The sequence below is a fragment of the Chthoniobacter sp. genome (assembly GCF_040003245.1).
Classification (GTDB): Bacteria; Verrucomicrobiota; Verrucomicrobiia; order Chthoniobacterales; family Chthoniobacteraceae; genus Chthoniobacter.
The window spans coordinates 1-16,483 of record NZ_JBDUCX010000148.1; the positions used below are offsets into that span (position 1 = coordinate 1).

The 16,483-nt window shown below is 62.0% G+C and carries 10 protein-coding genes; 4 read left to right on the top strand and 6 right to left on the bottom strand.

Annotated features, from left to right (window positions below):
- Both ABJF10_RS19240 and ABJF10_RS19245 read right to left on the bottom strand, forming a co-directional pair.
- A partial coding sequence (locus tag ABJF10_RS19240) for a Gfo/Idh/MocA family oxidoreductase (protein ID WP_348546227.1) occupies positions 1 to 1,309 on the bottom strand: 1,309 nt, incomplete at its 3' end.
- Positions 1,310 to 1,752: 443 nt separating this feature from the next.
- Positions 1,753 to 2,085 carry a hypothetical protein gene (locus ABJF10_RS19245; protein ID WP_348546228.1) on the bottom strand — a complete coding sequence of 111 codons (333 nt, stop codon included), beginning with the start codon at positions 2,083 to 2,085 and terminating at the stop codon, positions 1,753 to 1,755.
- Positions 2,086 to 2,284: 199 nt separating this feature from the next.
- Between ABJF10_RS19245 and ABJF10_RS19250 the strand changes: the two genes are divergently transcribed.
- On the top strand, positions 2,285 to 3,178 hold the full coding sequence (locus ABJF10_RS19250) for a hypothetical protein (RefSeq protein WP_348546229.1): 894 nt from the start codon (positions 2,285 to 2,287) through the stop codon (positions 3,176 to 3,178).
- A gap of 176 nt (positions 3,179 to 3,354) precedes the next feature.
- On the opposite strand, the gene ABJF10_RS19255 is transcribed toward ABJF10_RS19250, so the two are convergent.
- A complete protein-coding gene (locus ABJF10_RS19255) occupies positions 3,355 to 6,078 on the bottom strand; it encodes a PAS domain S-box protein (protein ID WP_348546230.1) in 2,724 nt (907 codons plus the stop codon).
- 310 nt (positions 6,079 to 6,388) lie between these two features.
- On the opposite strand from ABJF10_RS19255, the gene ABJF10_RS19260 reads away from it, so the two are divergent.
- Positions 6,389 to 9,061, top strand: a complete 2,673-nt coding sequence (locus ABJF10_RS19260; protein ID WP_348546231.1) for a PAS domain S-box protein — start codon at positions 6,389 to 6,391, stop codon at positions 9,059 to 9,061.
- Between the two features lie 5 nt (positions 9,062 to 9,066).
- Here the strand turns inward: ABJF10_RS19260 and ABJF10_RS19265 are convergent, their stop codons facing one another.
- Positions 9,067 to 10,152, bottom strand: coding sequence for an NADH:flavin oxidoreductase/NADH oxidase (locus ABJF10_RS19265; RefSeq protein WP_348546232.1), 1,086 nt, complete (start codon positions 10,150 to 10,152; stop codon positions 9,067 to 9,069).
- A complete protein-coding gene (locus ABJF10_RS19270) occupies positions 10,149 to 12,203 on the bottom strand; it encodes a hypothetical protein (protein ID WP_348546233.1) in 2,055 nt (684 codons plus the stop codon). Before ABJF10_RS19270 ends, ABJF10_RS19265 begins: the two co-directional genes overlap by 4 nt.
- Positions 12,204 to 12,601: 398 nt before the next feature.
- Here ABJF10_RS19270 and ABJF10_RS19275 point away from each other — a divergent pair, with 398 nt between their 5' ends.
- Positions 12,602 to 12,802, top strand: a complete 201-nt coding sequence (locus ABJF10_RS19275; protein ID WP_348546234.1) for a hypothetical protein — start codon at positions 12,602 to 12,604, stop codon at positions 12,800 to 12,802.
- Positions 12,803 to 13,108: 306 nt separating this feature from the next.
- Complete coding sequence (locus ABJF10_RS19280) at positions 13,109 to 14,986, top strand: serine/threonine-protein kinase (RefSeq protein ID WP_348546235.1); 1,878 nt, start codon at positions 13,109 to 13,111, stop codon at positions 14,984 to 14,986.
- 894 nt (positions 14,987 to 15,880) lie between these two features.
- Here the strand turns inward: ABJF10_RS19280 and ABJF10_RS19285 are convergent.
- A partial coding sequence (locus tag ABJF10_RS19285; protein WP_348546236.1) for a response regulator occupies positions 15,881 to 16,483 on the bottom strand: 603 nt, incomplete at its 5' end.

Sequence of the window (16,483 nt, forward strand, 5' to 3'; positions counted from 1 at the left end):
CGAGCGGCGCCGCGTAGTCGAAGTTCGAGCTCGGCGTGCCGCCGCTGGTGATGCACTGCGCCCATTCGCCCTGCGGATTGTCCGGCATCGGACTGCGCACCTCGGTCTTCTTGATTTTTCCGTCCTCCATCGACTTCTTCACATCGGCAAAGCGCTCCTCCGGAAAGATGACCGGATGCTCGCAATAGGCGTCGGGTTCAAAAACGACTCCATCGGTGCCGATGAACATCATACCGCTGGTGGCCTTATTGAAAACGTCCTCCGGCACCCGCGGGTCGCGCTCGGGCTTGTTCGGCTTGCCACCTTCGAGCGTGCCATCGTGCCAGCTTACTGTCAGCGCGGGATGCTTGTCGGTGGCCGCGAAGTGATAGACCAGACGCGTCCACACGGGCGCCGTCAGATCCGTGACCGGCGCGCTCTCCACCTCGATCTTGATCGGGATTTGCTGTCCGAGAATGCTGAAGCTCGCGTCCATGATGTGGCAGCCCATGTCGCCCAGCGCGCCCGAGCCGAACTGCCACCAGCCTCGCCAGTTCCAGGGGTGCACGCCATTGCCCCGCTTGGCCTGGATGGCGGCATCGGGCGGCAATTGAAACTCAAAGTACGGCTCGTTCGGTTCGACCGAGAGCCAGAGGTCCCAGTTCACATTCGTCGGGCATTCCGGGTGCGTCTTGGTCATCGGCCCCTGCGGCCACAGCGGGCGGTTCGTCCACAGGCGGATTTCTTTCAAGGTGCCAATCGCACCCTGGTCGATCCACTCCTTGGCAAAACGCTGGCCTTCCATCGTGCGGCCCTGGTTACCCATCTGCGTGAGCACGCCGGCTTCCTTGGCCGCGCGGTGCAAGTCGCGAATTTCCCAGATCGTATTGCAGAGCGGCTTCTGCACGCACACCGGCTTCTTGTGCTTCAGCGCCCACATCGCAGCCACGTAATGGGTATGGTCCGGCGTCGAGACGATGACCGCGTCGATGCCTTTCGACATCTCGTCGAACATCTTGCGGAAATCGGCGTAAAGCTTTGGCGACTGCGGCAGCGTCTTGCCCGCGTCGGCGTATTTCTTGGCCCAAGCCTTGCCCGCGCTCTCCAGTCGTTTGCTGTCGATGTCCACGAGCGCCACGATGTTGTGGTCCAGCGCGACCTTGCCGGTATCGACCTGGCCTTTTCCCAGCGCGCCGATCACCGCGATGTTCAGTCGCTTGCTGGCCGCATCCTGGCCGCGCAGCAGCAGATTCGGACCGAGCGCGGCCGTAGCGGCGAGGCCTGCGGTTTGCGTGAGGAAACGGCGACGGGAAACGATGGGGGGGATCATGGAGCGGATGGTCGGCTGGGAGGTGAGTTGCCTTCCCCGTCGCATTCATTCCACGGGGAGCGGCGCGCGGAGGCAGGCAGGAGAGCTTTCAAACACTCTCTAGGCGTGCAAGCCGAATTTGCTTAGATGCAAACGGCGCAACCCACCCCTCCCGGTTAACGCAGAGCGCGCAGAGAACGCGGAGGGCCGCAGAGAGAGCGTCAGTCTTTTTCCCCTGTGGCCCTCTCTCCTTCCCCTGCGCTCTTAAGACGTGCCTAACGTGGCCTCGCGAGGCGCGAGAATCCTTCTCACGTTCCTGATTTTGCCGCAGCTCGCACGGGATGGGTTCGAGTAGGGTCCGAACGGACGATCTTGAGAATCGGCAAGATTCACAGATTTTTATATGTCATCTAAAGCCGACAAGGTTTCGGACGAGTGTTCATTCCTCCGTGCAATGGTGTCGCCTACTGGGAAATCGCGCGCACCGCGATTACGATTTTCACGCCGCCTGCTACGGGTTCGCCCCAGACTTTCCCGCCTATGTTGGGCCCTGCGTTCCAGAGAAACTTCAGTTCGTCTGTTAGCAATTTATCTGAATAAGGCCGGCCTACATAAGGTTGCAGACGGGACAGAAGTTTCCTCTTTCTCGCAACGCTGAGTCCTTCCCAATGGAGTTCAAAAGCGCGAATGGTGATCGAGTCGGATTCTGGCGGCGTTCCGGAGGAGATGGGATTTGGCCAGAGGGAAAGCAGCAACGCCGCCGAGGCAATGGTGCGGATGGGCCAACGCGCTTTCATTCAGTTGAGTAGATCAGTGCGACTTCCAACGTCTAGACGTTTCCTCCTCGGTCCTCCCTCCTCCCTCCGCGCCCTCGGCGTTAAAAATCCCGCCGCGAACCCCGTTTTGCGGCCCGGAGAGTGAAATTTTCCGCAATGGAGCCAATAGAGCCAATGGAGCAAGGCACTTTTTTCCGGAAATGACGGCATAATGGCCCGCATGCAAACCAGTGAACCCAAAACCAACCCTGCCCGTCTCGGCAAAATTGCCCGCCTGCCGGCGGACCTTCGCCAAACCCTCAACGAACGCCTGGAGGACAACGAGCCCAGCCAGCGGCTCGTGGAGTGGCTCAATGAACTGCCGGAAACCCAGGAGGTGCTGGACGCCCTCTTCGAAGGGCGGCCCATTTCCGAACAAAACCTCAGTGCCTGGAAACTGGGCGGCTTCCGCGACTGGCAGCGGGCCCGCCGGGCCTGCGAGCGGGTCCACGCTTTTGCCGAGGAGACCCGGCAACTCGACGCGGAAATCGCCGAGGCGGCGGCGCAAGGCACCACGAGCCGCCGCTCGCTCATCGACCGCGTGGGCGACCGGCTGGCCCTGACCCTGTTGCAACTCTTGCACGAGGCGGAAGATGCCGAGCCGGGCCCGACCCGTACCCGGATGATCGTCGAACTCGCCCGCGAGGTGGCGCGCCTGCGCCGGGGCGATCAACAGCGCGAGGGCGCCGACCTCGCGCAGCAACGCTGGCTTGCGGAACAGGAGGAGGCCCGGCGCGCCCAGCAGGAAGCCGAGGAAAAGAAGCAAGCGGCAGCGCTGGCCGCCCTGCGGGCGGAGGCCGCGGAATACCGCGAGGAGTACCTGCGCGGCGAGGCCTGCTATCCCATGACGACGGAGCGGCGGCGCTGGATTCGCCACTACTTCGCCCGCCACAAGGAAACCTTCCGCGAGCATGGCATCCCGGGCATTCCGCGCGGCGAGGACCTGTGCGACGAGATCGGGCGCATCCGCAGAAAGGCGTGCAATATGCCGGGCTTGGGCGAGGATATTTTCAGCCCGCCATTTTGGCCTCCCGGTCCGGGGTCTACAAAGGCCAATCAAGGCGGGTCAAGGTGAGTCAAGCCCGCTCAAGGTGCGCAATTTTTCCGAGGATGAAGCGAAAGCGAACCGCTGCGATTCATTCTTTTTTACCACGAAGGCACGAAGACACGAAGGTAGCAAAAGTCCTGCGTCGGAGCCCTTCCCATTCCCCCTTCGTGTCTTCGCGCCTTCGTGGTTCAACTACCCGCCTCTCAGCCCGCGGCCAGCACCTGGGCCAGCGTATGGAGCATGACTTCCGTCGTGTAAGGCTTGGGCAAAAAGTCCTTCACGCCGGGCCAGTTGCCCTTCGCGATTTGGCCCTGGCTGCTCAGGCCACTCGCCGCAATGATTTTCACCAGTGGGTTGATCTTCACCAGCACTTGGATGGTCGCCGGCCCATCCATGATCGGCATCATCATGTCGGTAATGACGGCCGCGATGTCTGCTTGTTGCTGGGCATAGACCGCCACGGCATCCACCCCGTCGGCGGCGAGGACGACTCGATAGCCAAATGCCTCCAGCGTCTGCTGGGTCACGGTGCGAATGGATGCTTCGTCATCCACGACCATGATCAATTCGCCCTGACCGCGGGGCAAATCCCCGTGACTGACATCCGCCGGCGCTTCGAGGGCGTCCTGGTGGGCGGGCAGGTGGATCTTGAAGGTGGAGCCGCGGCCCAGTTCCGAACTGACCTGAATGAAGCCGCCGTGACTCTTGACGATGGCCAGCGACGTGGAAAGGCCGAGTCCCGTCCCCTTGCCCAATTCCTTGGTCGTGAAAAACGGGTCGAAAATCTTCTCGAGCAACGAGGCCGGCATGCCGCTGCCATTGTCCTGCACCTGGAGGACAACGTGCGGCCCGGCATGGGCATCGTGGTGCATCGAGGCGTACTGCTCGTCGACCGGGAGGTTTTCCGCGGTGATGGTGATCCGGCCCCCGTCCAGCATGGCGTCGCGCGCATTGACGCAGAGGTTGAGCAGCACCTGATGCAATTGCGTCGGGTCGCCGAGGACATTCCAGAGGTCTGTCTTCTGGGCCACCTTGAGCTCGATGTTTTTCGGGAAGGCATCGGCGACGATCTTCCGAATTTCCTTCAGCAGGTGCTTGGGTTGCACGATCAGGCGCTGGCCTTCCACGCCCCGGGCAAAGGACAGAACTTGCTGCACCATATCCGCACCGCGCCGCGCACTGGTCTCGACCGTGTCGAGGACATCGAGGCTCGCCGGATCGGTGGTTTTCATTTTCAGCAAATCGACCGCCATGACGATGGGTGAGAGCACGTTGTTCAAGTCGTGCGCAATGCCGCCGGCTAGCGTGCCAATGCTTTCCATCCGCTGGGCGCGGAGAAACTGCGACTCGAGCTTCTTCTTTTCGGTGATGTCGGTGTTGATGCAGAGGATCGATTTCGGCTCGCCCTCGGCATCGCTGACCAGCGTCCAATGCCCCTCGACGGTAATCTCGCGCCCGCCGCCGATTTGCTCGACGAGTTCTCCCATCCACTGGCCCGTCTGGAGGACCTGCCGCCGCGCGGCATCGTGCCGCTCGGAATCATGTGCGGCATGAGGAAGCAAACGACTCCCGACAACCTCCGCCGCACTTTGACGATAAGTTCGCTCGGCACTCCGATTCCAGAATTTGATGACTCCGTCGAGCCCCTGCACGTAGATGGCCTCCTGCGCATTGTCGAGCAATGCGGCCTGCTCACTGATGAGGGCCTCCGACTCCTTGCGCTCCGTAATGTCCCGCGCGATGCCGGCGATGCGATAAACGTCACCGCGGCCATCGCGAATGGGAAAGGTGCGCGCCCAATTCCAGCAGATGGTGCCATCCGGATGGAGGACGCGATATTCCACATTCACCGCATAAGGTGTTTCCTCAAAAACCCGCACCACCCGTTCGCGGTCCTGTGGATGGATCGACTCCAGGTACGAAAAGGGATTGGGATCCATTGCCTCATCGGGGTGTCCGCGCATCCGCTGAAACGCCTGGTTGACATACAGCATGCTTTGCGTGGCCACATCCAGAATCCAAAAGGCGTCCTCCACGTTTTCCGCCAACTGCTGAAACCGCTCCTCGCTTTCCCGCCGTTGGGTCACATCCTGAGCAATGCAAAAGGCCCCCACGATTTCCCCATCGACGATAATCGGCAGACTGGTGACTTTGGCCCGGCGGCGCCGGCCGTCGCCACCCGCGAGATTCAGTTCGGAGCAAGTGGGCTCCCCGGTCAGCACGCGCGCGAAGTCGCGCTCCGCCCGCGCGTGATCCTCCGGCATGAGCACGCGCTGGAACGGCGAAAGCAGCAAATCTTCCGTCGGATAGCCGGTCAGCACTTCGCCCGCGGCGTTGAAAGCCAGGAAACGGCCCTCGCGGTCGAGGGAATAGACCGCATCGGGATTGTGCTCGAAAAGCGACCGGTAGCGCTGCTCGCTTTGCTCGAGGCGGCGGGTCGAGGCGCGCAATTCCTCGGTCACGCGCCGCAGTTCAGCCTCCGTCCGCTTCATCCGCAGGATCGATTCGACGCGGGCCACGAGCTCGTGGTTCGAGAGCGGCCGGGCAATGTATCCATCCGCTCCCGCCTCCAGGCCCTCCGCTTGCTCCTCGCTCGATATGTGACCGCCGGAAAGATGCACGACGGGAATCGCCGTCAACCGCGCATCGCTCTTCAATTGTCGGCACAAGTCGCGCCCATCGATGTCCGGGAGATTGATGTCCAGCAGGATGAGATCGGGCAATGTTCCCCGGAGCGCGCTGAGGCATTCCTCACCGGTCGATGCCGCCAGGGCATCAAAGCCCGCGCCTTGGAGAATCGAAAGCCCGAGTTCCCGCAGCATGGCGTCATCGTCGACGACGAGCACGCGTCCGCGCGAAGGCGACGGTACGTTCGCTACGCTCCGATTCGTTACGGAAGCAGGATCTTCGACAGGAGGAAGTTGCATGTTTAGAGAAGAAGCAGGAATCGCCGACCGTGGAATGATGACAAACCCGTATCTTTACCGAGGGAAGTTACCGACTTTGGGGTCGCTGATCGGCGACAAACTCTCCGTCCATCCTTCTCTGCAACCCGTACGCACTGCATCGCCGCGATGCTAAACAATTGGGGAAATCGCGCCTCAAACTATTTCCCAGCATTGCCATTCAATGTAATTCCGATCACGATGCCCCCCGCGGCTTTTCCCACCCCATGAGAAACACGGCTTTGGTTTCGCAACTTGCTGGTACGCTGTACAGCTACCCGGGCCTACGGTTATGAATCGAACAGGACAGGTTTTGCAGGCTTTGCTGGTCGAGGATTCGGATGCCGACGCCGAGCTGTTGGTCGCGGCCTTGCGCCAGGGGGGATTCGCTCCCAACTGGTTGCGCGTGGAGAACGAACAAGGGCTGCGCGCGGCACTTCGTGCCCGGGAATGGGACATCGTCTTTTGCGACTATTCACTCCCCAGCTTCGATGCTCCCAACGCCATTCGCGTGCTGCGGGAGTGCGGTTGCGATGCGCCCATCATTATCGTTTCGGGCGCTGTCGGCGAAGATTTGGCTGTCGAGTCGCTGCGTCACGGAGCCAGTGACTATCTGCCGAAAAACAATCTTCGCCGGCTCGTGCCTGCGGTGCAGCGGGAATTGCGAGACTCCGCCTCGCGCCGCTTGCAGCAGTTGAGTGAAGCGAAAAAGCATTTCGCGGAGGAGGCCCTGCGCGCTTCGGAGGAGCGCTATCGTGTGCTTTTCGAGTGCAACCCGATTCCCATGTGGGTCTACGACCGGGCCGGTTGGCGCTTTCTGCAAGTCAACGAAGCCGCGATCGCGCATTACGGCTATTCCCGGGAGGAATTCCTCGCGCTTTCCGTGCTGGATCTGCGGCCATTGGAAGACGTGTCCCAGCTCCTTCGGACCATTGGCGACCGGCGCAATGATGCTCCCCTCACCCGCGGGACATGGCGGCACCGCAAGAAGGACGGCTCCATCATTTTCGTCGAAGTCGTCACGCAGCCGATCAAATACGGCGGACAAAAGGCCCGCATCGCCCAGGCACTCGACATCACCGAGCACAAAGTTGCCGAAGAGGAACTCACGCGCATTAAGATGGCCGTCGATTTTGCCGCCGACGCCATTGCGATCATGGACGAATCCGGCAGCTCGGTTTATCACAACCGGGTGTTTGAGGAATTGCTCGGGTGTACTCCGGCGCAGTTAAACGCGGCCGGCGGCGTGCGGTCCCTTTTCGTCCACCAGCAAGTTGCCGACGAAGTTCTTACCAACGTGAGCCAGACGGGATCCTGGGCGGGAGATGCCTACCTGACCTGCAACGGAAGCAGGCCGATTCAACTCTTCCTGCGCGCCAATACCGCCCGCGATGCGGACGGCAAGCTCATCACCACCAGCATCGTGTGCACCGATCTGCGCGATCAAAAACGCGCCCAGGGCAAGATCGAGGAGCAGGCTGCGCTGCTCGATCATGCGCAGGACGCCATCATCGTCCACGACCTTAGCGGGCGGATCAATTATTGGAACAAGAGCGCGCGCCGTGTCTTCGGCTGGACCACTGCCGAGGTCACCGGACGCCGCGTGCAGGATATTCTTTACGAATCGGCGGAGTCATTCGATGACGCCATGGGGCAGCTCCTCCGCGAGGGAACCTGGACTGGCGAGCTCCACCAGCGAAACCGCGACGACAAGCAGGTCCTGGTCGAAGGCCGTTGGACGCTGGTGCGCGACGAATTTGGCGATCCGAAATCCGTCCTCTCGATCAATACCGACATCACCGAAAAGAAGAAGCTCGAGTCGCAGTTTCTCCGGGCGCAACGCATGGAAAGTATCGGCACGCTCGCCGGCGGCATCGCCCACGATCTCAACAACGTCCTCGGCCCCATCATCATGGCCGTGGATCTCTTCAAGCTGAAGATGACGGATCCCGGAGATCTGGAGCTGCTCGACACGGTCGCCGTGAGCGCCCGACGTGGGGCCGATATGGTCAGGCAGGTGCTCTCTTTTGCCCGGGGCCTCGAGGGCCAGCGCACGCTCATCCGCCCCCTGCAATTGATGAAGGAAATCCAACGCATCGCGCGCGACACTTTTCCGAAAGACATCACCGTCCACGTCTCCGCCCCGGATGACACCTGGAGCCTGCTCGGAGACCCCACGCAGCTCCACCAGGTGCTGCTCAATCTCTGCGTCAATGCGCGCGATGCCATGGCCCAGGGGGGGCGGCTCAATCTCAGCGCCGCCAACTTCCGCATCGATGCCCAATTTGCAGGGATGCATCCCGACGCCCAGCCCGGGGCTTTTGTTGTCCTGGAAATCAGCGACACCGGCACGGGGATGTCGCCCGACGTGCTCGAAAAGATCTTCGAGCCCTTTTTCACGACCAAGGAAATCGGCAAGGGCACAGGACTGGGCCTCTCGACCACGCTGGCCATCGTGCGCAGCCACAACGGATTCGTCACCGTCGAAAGCATCCCCGGCCGCGGGACAAAATTCCGTGTTCATCTACCCGCGGAACTCGACGATGCCGAGGCGCACCCCGGCGAGCGCCAGGGCGAATTTCCGCGCGGCGAAGGCGAATATATCCTCATCATCGACGATGAAGCCTCCGTGCGTTCCATCACCAGCCAGACGTTGGAGGCCTTCGGCTACCGGGTCGTTACCGCCGTGGATGGCGCCGAGGGGGTGGCCAAGTATGCCCAGCACATGAAAGAAATCGCCGCGGTGGTGACGGACATGATGATGCCGGTAATGGATGGCGCCGCCACCATCCGCGCCCTCTCGCGCTTGAATCCCGAGGTGAAGATCATTGCCGCCAGTGGCCTTGCCACCAAGGGCGCCGAAGCCGAAGCCGCCGGCGCGGGCACGAAAATCTTCCTCCCGAAGCCCTACACCGCTTCCTCCCTGCTCGTCGCCTTGCGCGACCTCCTGCGGCCGGCGACTTAGGTCGTTCAAAGATGTTTATAACCGTGCGGCTGCGATCTCCAGTATTGCGGCGGGGCATCGACTTGCCCGCCTAATTTAGCTGCGGCGTGCCACGGCCAGCGTGGATCGTAGAGCATGGCGCGAGCGAGGGCCACGAGGTCAGCCTTGCCACTCGCCACAATCTCTTCGGCCTGCTCCGGCTCCGTGATGAGGCCCACCGTAATCGTCGTCAGCGCCGTCGCCGCCTTGATCCTTTCCGCCAGCGGCACTTGATAATTCGGTCCCGTCGGAATTTGCTGGGCCGGCGAGAGTCCCCCAGACGAAACGTGAATGTAGGCGCTGCCCCGCCGCTGGAGTTCATGGGTGAAACGCACGCTTTGCTCGAGCTCCCATCCGCCTTCCACCCAGTCGCTGCCGGAGATCCGAACACCCACCGGCTTGTGCGCTGGAAAGGCGGCCCGGACTGCCTCAAAGACTTCCAGCGGAAAGCGCATCCGATTCTCCAGCGAGCCGCCGTATTCATCGTCTCGCTGATTGGAGAGCGGGGAAAGAAACTCGTGCAGCAAATAGCCATGAGCCGAATGAATCTCAATCGCATCAAGTCCCAACCGGTCCGCGCGCACCGCCGCCGCCACAAACGCCTCGCGGACCCGAACCAGTCCGTCGCGATCGAGCGCCACCGGCGCGGGATCTTTCGGGTCGTAGGGCACCGGCGAGGGCGCCACCACCGGCCAGCCACCCTCCACCTCGGGAATGAATCCCCCATTTTCCCACGGAATCCGTGTAGAGCCTTTGCGCCCCGCATGGGCCAGTTGAATGGACACCGGAATCGGCGAGTAGGCCCGAATCGCTTTCAATACCCGGGCCAGGGCCGCTTCGTTATCGTCCGACCACAAACCCAGATCGCCCGGCGAAATGCGGCCCACGGCCTCCACCGCCGTCGCCTCGATAATCAATAAACCCGCGCCCGACAGCGCGAGATGCCCCAGGTGAATCAGGTGCCAGTCAGTCGCGGAGCCTTCCCTGGCCGAATACTGGCACATCGGCGCAATCACGATGCGATTGGCCAGGGTGAGAGAACCAAGGGAGACGGGTGAGAAGAGAACGCTCATGGAATAAGTTGATAAACCGCCACGCCGAGCGGCGACATGGAGACCGGTGCATTGCCGCCGCGAATGATCAGCGGCGCGCTGCCGCCGGTGAGCGCGCTGGATTCGCCGTTCTCGATGTCAGGGAGTTGCAGCGTGGTTTCTTCGGCGCGGCGGGAGTCGTTGGCGAGGAGAAGCCAGCGGTGACCTTCGGCTGTTTTGATGAGAGCGTGCAGCGCCGGGTTCGCGGGATTCATCGTCGGCTGTTTGTCGGCGCTGGGGGCGAGCAGCACCGGCTCGAGCGAACGCAATTCCTGGAGCACAACGCGCAAGTCTTCGACTTGCTCGGGATGCTCCGGCGTGAACCAGCCCTTGAGCGCGCCCGTCTGCGGATCGCGGATACGCTCGTCCCAGGTAAAGAAGCCGAGGCCGTTCGCGCCGCTGGCGATGGCCAGCCAGGCCATGCAGCGCAGCTCTTCGCGCGTGGGCACTTTCGCGCCGTATTGTGGTAGCACGGTCCACACGGGTTTGTTCCCGGCCACGGCGCGCCGGGCGGCCTGCGTGGCATCGACCACCGCTCGCAGTGAGACATTCGGCACCGGATACGGGTCGGTGGCGATGATATCCGCGGCGGGCGCGGTGTCCTGAAGGCGGGAGTAGTTGTTCTGCACGATCAGCACCGGCGGATCGGGGGCCAGCATCTTGATGGTGTTGTAACTCTCATGCAGGCGCGTGAGATCGCCCCAGGGTTCATCGTCACCATACCAGGCGAGCAAGGCGGGGTGCGCCTTGGCCTCGGCAATGGTGAAGAGCTTTCCAAACGCGGCGTTCGCACTGACGATGACGCCGAGGTGATGCTGGGCCGCTCCATCGAGCACGGCGACCAGGTCGCGCGCGTAGCCGGCACGGTCCTGCGGGTTCGCACGGTTCAGGCAGAAGTCATTGAGCACGGTGTTGATGCCCAGCTCCGCCATTTGCGCGAAGTGCTCCGGCATGGCGTGATACATGAGTAGCGGAAAGAACTTCTTCCCATCGCGCGACAGCGTGTGGTCCGCGTTCACCATCACGCGACCGGCCGGCTTCACATTGGCGACGCGGAAGTTTTTGGAGAAGACCGCCCGGCCTCCCGCGGTGGCATTCACCTGGATGGTGTGCAGGCTGTCTTTCCACGTCGGCGCGTCGAGCAGCACATCCTGCCGGGCGTGCGCCGCGAGCGCGAAGGTGCGCAGGGTCTCGGCGCTGCCGCTCGGCTTTTCCCAGATGATGGCGACCTCGATGGGCAGCGGCAGATCCGGATCGATGTGATCGAAGGTCAGCATCACCTTGTCCTGATACGGCAAGGCGTTGGCAAACACCTCCAGCGTGGGCGGAGACAGATGCGGCCGGCCGCTGCGCAACTGCAGTGCCCCGATGCGCACCTGCTTGAATCCCTGCAGGAGCGTGAGCGGGCTGCGGCCATCACTCTGCAAACGCTGCGGACCGCGATAACGAAATCGCCGGCGGTCGGTCATGCCGTCGATGCTCGTTGTCACCACGCCGAGCGCCTCGTCGTAGGCCATCGTCAGCCGCGTCCATTTCTGCAGCGGGACATTCATGAGGCCGTTGATGGTGTCGCCGCCCACCGGGTAGTATTTGAATTGCGGCGGCGTGGTGGTGAAAATCTCCTCGCTGGGGAAAACCATCCACGCGGTGTTGAGCTTGCCCTTCAACAAGTCCCACGAAAACGAGCCGGGCTTCAGCGCCAGTGAAGCCCCCTTCACCGGCAGCGCCTCCTCGAAAAAGACCCAGGCATCGAGTGTCATGCCGTCCTCGAAGCGGATCCTACCCTCGTCCCTGATCGTGATCCCATTCTTCTCGCCCTCGCCCAGTTCCAGGCACGCCCCCCACAAGGCATCGGCAATCACGGCCCCACCATTCACCACCGGTTCAAAGCGCCCCGTGGTATCGACCAGCGCGCCTCGAGATGCGTCCGCCCGCAGCAGAAACACCGTCCCAGCATCGGCGGCGACATCCGGCACCGCGTAAGCAGTGACAGCGAACAATGTGGCGGCGAGCAATGCAAAGGCGCGGGTCATGATGGTCCTGCCGACAGAGTGTGAATCTGGAATCGAGGTGCAACCCATTTCCGGGGCGTTATGTAGTAATCCACAATTGAGGTAATCCTTCCCAAAATACAAAAAAAGGGGCCGAAATATCGCGTTTTCGGCAATGGAGCCAACAGAGCCAACAGGAGCCGATTCTTCAGTCACTACCGCTCTTCATGTTCTCTTAAGGTTCATCCCTTTAGTTTTGCGCCGGACACTGGGAAGGCGCAGCGGAAAATTCCTGTAATCTCCGCATGCCGGCCCACAGCCAGCCTCGCCGGTGCTCCCTCACCATCCCTCACTCTATGTACCAAGTTGCCCTCCGTCACGAAGTCGCCGGTCGCCCCCGGAGAGTCGCCAGAGCCGAAAGAGCGGCCAATTTGGCAACCATGTCGAATACCCAGCGGATCGTGATCTGCTACCTGGCGGACGGGCATTGCACCCTCAAGGTGGACGGCGAAAAAGGGGCTCGGCCATTCCACAACCTGATTGAGGCGATCTCCTTTGCCTATTCGATGCCGGAAAGTCGCGGCGCCGTCGTCACGGTTCTCGATCCGGAAGGGAAATTGAGTTTCCGAGGATTTCTTTAGGCCTCCGCGCCCTCGTGCCGACACGTGAAACAGCGAAGAGGCAGATTTGTTGACTTCTCTGACAGACCCCGCCAACGGCGGTGATGGTGAGTAGGTTAGGTAGTTAGGATATGGTGATAAAGGTGGTGAAGCGCCGTGGCTCGTGGGTGCCCCGAATGAGGGCGCGGCAGAACGGGAGGAGCTAAGTGATAACACGGACAAGCGGCTCGGTGCGTGATTACGCGGCACCCTGAAGGAATAATAAATTACGCATGGGACGCGGCTTTTCGAGGCGGCGGGCACGCTACTTTCTGCATTTGGAGAGCCATGACCGTGACCGATAGCTATGCCGACCTTGGCGATTCGCCGGAGGGCGCTGCCCTTCGCGCTGGGCAGCGTGTTTTTGAGCGCTATGTGCTGGAAGAGACGGCCGGGCGGGGCAGCATGGGGATGCTGTGGAAGGCGCGCGACAAGACGCTGGATCGCAGCGTGGCCCTGGAGTTTTTACCTGACCGGCTCTATCGGGATGCCGCCGTGCGGGACGCGTTGAAACGGGAGACGCTGCGGTGTCTCGAACTCACGCACCCAAACATCATGCGCATCCACGATTTCCTCGAGGATGGGGACCTTGCGGCGATCGTGACGGAATATCTGGATGGGCGGAATCTTTCGGAGTTGCGGAGGGAACGCCCGAGCCGGTGTTTCAAACCGGAAGAGTTAAGTATTTGGGTTACCGATTTATGCGCCGCGATCGACTATGCCCACGAGGCGGGGCGCTGCATGCACCGCGAACTCCGCCCGAGCAGTCTCACCGTCAATTCCCTCGGCACCTTGAAGATCACCGACTTTGGCTTCGCCCTCAGCACGGGGTCGAGTTCGGGCGGCACGATGGGTTACATGAGCCCGCAACGGGTCGTGGGAGAGCTTCCTGCGCCGAGCGACGATATCTATTCGGTGGGGGCCACGCTCTATGAGTTGCTGACCGGCAAGCCGCCCTTCGAAGGCGATGACTTGAGCGCGCAGATCCAGGACGTGATCCCGGAAAGTATGTCCGGGCGACGCCGCAGTTTTGGCCTGCCCGAGTCGGCCATTCCTCCAGCTTGGGAGGAGACGGTTGCCGCGTGCCTGGCCAAAGACCCGCTGCAACGCCCCGCCTCCGGCCGGGAAATCGCGCGCCGTCTGGGACTCGCGGTGCCGCCGCTCGACGACGAGTCCGCGCCCACCACCTCCTCCGGAAAAATGCTGGCGCTGAATCTTTGGAGCGGGGCGAAATCGCTTTGGAGCGATGCGAGGCCCTGCATCGTGGCGACGGCAGCACGCGTGCATCAGCAACTGGGCTCCTGGATGGGGCCCATGAAGCAACACCGCTGGCCGATCATGACCGGCGTGGCGACGCTCTGCGCCATTCTGCCGTGGCTGCTGCGATCGCACCCTCAGCCGCCGCCCACTCCGCGCGTCGCCCCGGCCGTAGCGTCGGTCCCGGCTTCGCCGCCAGTCGTTCCCTTGGTTCCGGTCGCGCCTGCGGCGCCATTGGCCCCAGCCGTCGCTGCCGCCGCGCCGGCCGTGACGTCTCCCGCATCTCCCACATCGCAATCACCCGCGATGCCCAGTGGACCGGCGCTTACCGCGGATCAGCGTGCGCTGGCGGAGCCGCTGCCCGCACCCGAGGCCGCGGTGCAGGTCCGGATCGAGACCATTCCGGCGGGCATTCCTTTTCAAGTCCTGCCGGACAAGGTGGAGGTCGCGCATGCCGAGGTTCAGGGCTCCGGGGTGTCGCCCGCCACGATCAATCTGCCCAAGGGCGCGTATCGGATCGTCTATGCGCTGCCGGGCCAGGCCGCGCGGATGACCAGCGTGCAGGTGCCCGCCACGGGAACCGCTCTCTTCCAGCAGGAATTCCCGCATGGCGTGGTGAAGGTGCACTGCCAACCCGAGCGCGCCGAGGTGATTTGCGATGGTCGATCCGTCGGCGCTGGCCCCGTCGATTTGTTGTTGCCGCCGGGCCGCCACGAAATCGGCGCCCGCTGGGATGGCCGTGCCGCACGGACGAAAACGATCCAGTTGGCGGAAGCCGGTGAGCAGTCGCTCGCTTTTGAATTTCACGCCGGGTCAGCGTCGCGGCAGTCTCATCACCGGAGGAAAAAGGAGGACCCTTCCCTCTTCGCGAAGATCGGCCGGACGGTCAAGGGCCTCTTCGAACACTGACCGGCCAGGACCGCGGCCTTCTCGTCGCCCTCGGCGGTGGTCAGGCCTTTTCCGACCGGGGCGAGTCGCCGTCGTGAACCGCTCGGTGTTACTCGTCGTAAGACGGGTTTGATCCAATCCTCACGCGATCCCACCGCCCAAAAAGTTCTCCAAATTTCTATCTGTCATATGAAGTTGCCACCCGTGGCCAAGCAGCGATTACTTCGGCTTTAGGAAGACCGAGATCACTACCATTCGAGGCTCTTTCGGTTTGAAGTGCAAGAAGGGCTCAAGAGGCTGCTGTAAAAGCTGGTAGCCGTCCGCAACGCAACTGAGCTTGGTACCTAGAACCATGATGTTGGACGAAACGCCCGATTCTCCCAAAATAAGGGTCCCTCCCGCCATAAATGATCCTCTCACGGTTGCCACGCCTGCGAAGGTCTTGGCGGTAAGAACAGACAAGTCGTCCCCCGTAGGAAAATGCTTCCTCGATGAGTCGAATTGGAGAGTCACGGTGGCCCCATCGATCAGGTTCTTGGTTACAGCGTCTCGCACCAAAACGTGGTACGCCACAGTTTCCACCCCGTCCCAGTCAGAAACGAACCCCGGGACCTGCGCCAAACCGCTGGAAAGTAAAGCCGCCACAGTCAAGCATAAGGATCCTAAACTTTTCGACCGGCGACCACTCATTCCTTTCCGGTAACAGGGAAAGTTGAATAAGCGAGAGCAATTCGCGTGTCGGTAGAAGGCATTTTAGCCCGCACAGACCTCTCGCGGCGCACAAAATCCGTTGTGTTCCTCAGATTCGATCATGGCCACCGGGCCCATTTTCAGAACACCGTAAAATTCGCAAATTTTTATATGTCATCTAAAATCACTTAACGCCGACAGCCAGATGATAACTAATGAGTAACCCTATCTTTTCGCACCGAGCAAGCCGCGCATGGCGGCGCGCAGTTCTTCGCGGACCAAGGGCTTCTTGAGCACGCAATCGATGGATGTGGGTTGCTGCTCGGGACCGAAGGCGAAGCCGGTGAGGAGGATCACGGGGTTCGCCGGATGGATGCGGTGCATGGCGTCGGCCAGTTGCAGGCCGTTCATGCCGGGCATGCCATGGTCGGTGATGACGAGGTCGAAATCTTCGCTCATGTAGCGTTGCATGGCTTCGCTGCCGTCCGCGGCGGTGAGCACGCGGTGGCCGTCGCCGCGCAGATAGGCGGAGACGACTTCGCGGGTGTTAACTTCGTCGTCGACCAATAGGACGCGCAGCGAGTGGCTCAGCGTGAGGCGGACTTCCTCGTCCTCCTCGGCGGCGGGCGAATGGTGGCAGGGCAGCGTGAGGCGGAAGGTGGTCCCCTTCCCCAGAGCACTGTCGATTTCCAGCGCGCCTTCGTGGCGGCGGATGATACCGAACGCCATGGCGAGGCCGAGGCCGGTGCCGTGCTCGCCCTTGGTGGAGAAGAAGGGTTCGAGGCAGCGCTGGCGCACCTCCTCGGTCATGCCGGTGCCGGTGTCGGC